This is a genomic window from Novosphingobium sp. MBES04 (assembly GCF_000813185.1).
Taxonomy (GTDB): Bacteria; Pseudomonadota; Alphaproteobacteria; order Sphingomonadales; family Sphingomonadaceae; genus Novosphingobium; species Novosphingobium decolorationis.
The window spans coordinates 1,062,053-1,066,598 of record NZ_DF850489.1 but is presented as its reverse complement, the minus strand read 5'-3'; the positions used below and the strand labels follow the sequence as shown (position 1 = coordinate 1,066,598).

General features: G+C 64.8%; 4 protein-coding genes and 1 pseudogene. 4 read left to right on the top strand and 1 reads right to left on the bottom strand.

What is annotated here, in order from left to right; all coding sequences use genetic code 11:
- The 4 genes and pseudogenes from MBENS4_RS18550 to MBENS4_RS18535 form a co-directional block, all read left to right on the top strand.
- Positions 1–272 (top strand): annotated as a pseudogene (locus MBENS4_RS18550) (hydantoinase B/oxoprolinase family protein); the annotation flags it as partial.
- A 106-nt stretch (positions 273–378) separates the two neighbouring features.
- Positions 379–1,236 (top strand): isocitrate lyase/PEP mutase family protein, encoded by an 858-nt coding sequence (locus MBENS4_RS18545; RefSeq protein WP_039393569.1) that lies wholly within the window; start codon positions 379–381, stop codon positions 1,234–1,236.
- A 20-nt stretch (positions 1,237–1,256) separates the two neighbouring features.
- Positions 1,257–2,375: a zinc-binding dehydrogenase gene (locus MBENS4_RS18540; protein WP_039395473.1), complete on the top strand. Its 1,119-nt coding sequence runs from the start codon at positions 1,257–1,259 to the stop codon at positions 2,373–2,375.
- 157 nt (positions 2,376–2,532) lie between these two features.
- Positions 2,533–3,327: an IclR family transcriptional regulator domain-containing protein gene (locus MBENS4_RS18535; RefSeq protein ID WP_039393567.1), complete on the top strand. Its 795-nt coding sequence runs from the start codon at positions 2,533–2,535 to the stop codon at positions 3,325–3,327.
- Positions 3,328–3,428: 101 nt separating this feature from the next.
- On the opposite strand, the gene MBENS4_RS18530 is transcribed toward MBENS4_RS18535, so the two are convergent.
- A partial coding sequence (locus MBENS4_RS18530; protein ID WP_039393566.1) for an aldehyde dehydrogenase family protein occupies positions 3,429–4,546 on the bottom strand: 1,118 nt, incomplete at its 5' end.

Sequence of the window (4,546 nt, the reverse complement as noted above, 5' to 3'; positions counted from 1 at the left end):
TTGACCGCGACCCGGCCCTCGTCCTCACGGAAATCGGCCAGGGCCTCGTCACCGAGACCGGCGCCCTCGACTACGGCGTCGTCATCAAGGACGGCGCGGTCGACGAGACGGCCACCCAGGCCCTGCGCGAAAAGATGCGCACCGAGCGCGGCGAGGTCGAGGTCTTCAACTTCGGCCCCGACATCGAAACCCTGCGCAAGAACTGCCTCGAAGAAACCGGCCTCCCCGCTCCCAAGCAGCCCATGTGGCGCACGGCGGAAGCGGCCGAGTAAGAAACGTGGTTCGTCGGGAGGCACTCCATGTGGGTGCCTCCCGCTTTCCTGTTGAAGAACATTCAGGGCGGCACGGAACCGACCCTGCACAAGACATGAGGGCCTGATGGCAAATCCGATCTTCCGGGAGAAGCTGCGCGCGGGCAAGTTCTTTGCCGTTCCCGGCGTTCAGGACATGATTGCGGCCGTGATTGCCGACAAGGTCGGCTTCGACCTCGTCTACGGCACCGGCTACTGGCTGACCGCATCGGCCTGGGGCCTCCCCGACGCCGGCATCGCCACCTACACCGAAATGAAGAACCGGATGGAAACGCTGGTTCGCACGAGCAAGGCCGGGGTCATCGCCGATGGCGACACCGGATACGGCGGTCTGCTCAACGTACACCACACGGTCAAGGGCTACGAGGAAGCGGGCGTCACCGCCATCCAGCTCGAAGACCAGGAATTTCCCAAGAAGTGCGGGCACACCCCGCACAAGCGGATCATCGCGGCCCAGGACATGGTCGAGAAGATCAAGGTTGCGGTCGACGCGCGCCAGGACGAGAACTTCGTCATCATCGCGCGCACCGATGCCTACCAGTCCGAAGGCATGGACGGGGTCATGCGCCGCATGGAGGCCTATGCCTCTGCGGGCGCGGACGTCCTCTTCCCCGAGGCGCTGGCCACCAACGATGAAATCCGCATCGCCTGCCGTGACCTGCCCCTGCCGGTCATGGCCAACATGTCGAACAGCTCGGGCGAGGCCATGCCCTCTGCCGAGACGCTGGCCGAACTCGGCCTTGCCTATGCCATCTATCCCTCGCTGATGGCGCTTGCCGCCTGCAGCGCGATGGAGAGCGCGCTGCGCGGGCTCAAGGAACAGGGCACGGCCAACCCGGACGGGCTGTTCAGTTTCAAGGAATTCTCCTCGTTGATCGGTTTCGACGAGGTCACTGCATTCGAGAAGAAGTGGGCGCAGATCTGATGAGCAAGGAAACCCCTGTCATGAACCGCCGTATTGCCGCTGCCGTGCTTTCAAGCTCGGGCGGCCACGCAAAGCCCTACGCGGACAGCGCGCCGTTGGACGTGAAGCCGATTGAACTTGCCGATCCCAGGCCCGGCGAAGTGCTCGTGCGCATCGATGCAGCGGGCATCTGCCACTCCGACCTCTCGGTCGTGAACGGTGACCGTCCGCGGCCGATGCCGATGGCGCTGGGCCATGAGGCCGCGGCCACCGTCCTTGCTCTCGGCGACCCCGAGGAGCCGGGCCTTGCGGTAGGCGACCGCTGCGTGCTCGTGTTCCTGCCCTCGTGCGGCCAGTGCGAGGAATGCCTTTCGGGCGAAGGATACCTGTGCAGCGTCGGCGCAGCCGCCAACGGCAAGGGCGAACTCCTGCGCGGCGGCTCGCGCCTGTCCTGCGATGGCGAGACGATCCACCATCACCTGGGCTGCTCGGCCTTTGCCACGCAGGCCGTGGTCGATCGCCGTTCGCTGGTGAAGATCGATTCCGACATCTCGCCCGAAACCGCTGCCCTCTTCGGCTGCGCGGTCCTGACGGGCGTGGGCGCGGTGATGAACACAGCCCAGGTCCGCCCGGGCGAAAGCGTCACGATCTACGGTCTGGGCGGCGTTGGCCTCTCGGCCCTGCTTGGCGCACTCGCCGCCGGTGCTCAGCCGGTCCACGCCATCGATCCCTCGCCTGCCAAGCGTGCCCTGGCGCTCGAACTGGGGGCGGCCTCGGCCAGCGCTCCGGGTGAAGACGAAGCCGCCATGGGCAGCGATGTCGTGATCGAGACGGTCGGCAAGGCCGCTGTCCTAGCCGCAGCTTACAATTCGGCCCGCCGCGGCGGACGTATCGTCACCGTGGGCCTTCCCAATCCCGACGAGGACCTCTCGATCAAGGCCGTCTCGCTTGTCGCCGACGGCAAGACGCTGATGGGCAGCTACATGGGCTCGGCGATCCCGGCCCGTGACATTCCGCGCTACATCAAGCTGTGGCGTGCAGGCCGCCTGCCCATCGAGAAGCTCCTCACATCGGTGGGGCCGCTCGAGGAGATCAACGAATCGATGGACAAGTTGGCGTCGGGCGAGGCTATCCGACAGGTGATCGTGCCGGCCTGGTAAGGCCGCGCGATCATTGACCCAACTCAAACTCACGCATTTCCATTCCGATAGGCGGCTATCGTATCCGCCTATCGGATAAAAACTTGATCTTTGCGGCCATCTGTAATGGAATGGTCATTCTCCGGTTATCGCACGAACCGATCAGGGAGTTTGACCGTTGGAAAAAGGTGTCCCCATCCGCTCTATCACGCGTTCGATTTCGGCGCTGAAGGCGATCAACCGTCATGGTTCGCTCTCCATGATGGAAATCGCGAAGGCCGCGGACGTACCCTACCCCACTGCCTGCCGCATCGTGCAGACCCTTCTCTATGAAGGTCTGATCGAACAGGAGCCCTCGCGCAAGCGCTATCGCCCGACCGCGCTGGTGCAGACACTGGCCACCGGCTTCCAGCACGATGACGAACTGGTCCGCATCGCCCGCCCGCACATCGTCGGGCTGACCAAGCGCATTGGCTGGCCGGTTTCGATCGCCATTCGCGTGGGCCGCGAGATGATGCTGCGCGACAGCACGCACTCGAACTCGTCGCTTACCTTCGAGCACTACTATCCCGGCTTCACGCTGCCGATCCTCGACAGCGCGTCCGGCAAGGTGTCGATGGCCTACGCGCCCGATGAAGAGCGCGAAATGATCCTGCGCTTCATGCGCGTCTCGCAGGACATCGACCTCAACTACCTTGCCACGGCCGAAGTCAGCCTCGATGTCGAGCGTATCCGGGCCGAAGGCTATGCGGTCCAGGGCCGCAACCACTTCAACCTGACGCCGGGCAAGACCTCCTCGGTCTCGGTGCCGATCTTCCGCAACGGCCACTACGAAGCGGCCCTGACCATGGTGTTCTTCGTTGCTGCCATGCGCCTTTCGCAGGCCCTCGAACTCTACCTCGACGACCTCAAGGGGACCGCGCAGGCCATCAGCCACGACCTGTCGAACCCGGTTCCGGGCGGCAACGCCTGAGGCCACCTCCTCCCCCTTCGATCGGATAGAAAAAGGGCCGGGAAAGCAGATCGCTTCCCCGGCCCTTTGTGCATCTCTTCGCGATCAACGCGCGATGCTTTTTAGAGCCGCGCGGTAACCGCCTTGGTCTCAAGGTACGCGTCGAGCCCTTCGTTGCCGAACTCGCGGCCCCACCCGGATTCGCCGTAGCCGCCGAAGGGGATGTTGGTGCCAACAGCGCCGTGACAGTTGATCGAGACGTGGCCCGAACGGATGCGCTTGACCAGGCGGTGCGCGGTCGAGAGATCCTTGGTCCACACGCTGCCCGACAGGCCGTAGGGCGTGTCGTTGGCGAGTGCGCCCAGTTCGTCGAGATCGGTGGTCGCCACCTTCTGGATCGCCATCACCGGGCCGAAGATCTCCTCGCGCGTCACGGCCATGTCGGGCGTGCAGTCGTTGAAGATCGTGGGACGGATGAAGTTGCCCGGACGGTCAAGCTTCTCACCACCGGCCACAAGCGTCGCGCCCGCCGCCTTCGCGCCTTCGATGTAGCCCATGACCTTGGCGCTGTGCGCATCCGAGATCATCGGCCCCTGCATCGTCCCCATGTCGAGGCCGTGGCCAAGCGTCATGGAGTTCGCGAAACCGGCAAGCCCCTCAACCAGCTGGTCGTGAATGGACTCGTGCACGAAGATGCGCGTGCCGGCCATGCAGTTCTGACCCTGCAGGAAGAAGGTCGCCATCGAGACGCCGGGAATGGCCAACTCGAGGTCGGCATCGGGCATGACCATGACCGGGCTCTTGCCGCCCAGTTCCAGGCTCACGCGCTTGAGGTTGCCCATCGAGGCGGCGATGATCCGCTTGCCGGTCGCGGTCGAGCCGGTGAACGAGATCTTGTCGACGCCCGGATGCTCCGACAGCGCGGCACCGGCGTCGGCTCCAAGGCCGTTGACGATGTTGACCACGCCTTCGGGGAAGCCCGCATCGCAGATCATCTGGCCAAGCGCCAGGACCGAGAGCGGGGTCATTTCCGAAGGCTTGACCACGACCGTGCAGCCCGCAGCCAGCGCAGGCGCCATCTTGAGGATCGCGGTCGAGAGCGGCACGTTCCACGGCACGATCTGACCGGCCACGCCCACGGGTTCGCGCAGCGTGTAGGTCAGCGCCTCGGTTTCGTCGGCGATGTGGCGCGGCGGGGCGATGGTGGTGCCCTCGATGCGCATGATGGCGCCAGCGTAGT

What these genes read in the sequence shown, in the direction of transcription:
- MBENS4_RS18540 (WP_039395473.1), top strand. Translation starts at nt 1,257, where the DNA reads ATGAACCGCCGTATTGCCGCTGCCGTGCTTTCAAGCTCGGGCGGCCAC.
- MBENS4_RS18545 (WP_039393569.1), top strand. Translation starts at nt 379, where the DNA reads ATGGCAAATCCGATCTTCCGGGAGAAGCTGCGCGCGGGCAAGTTCTTT.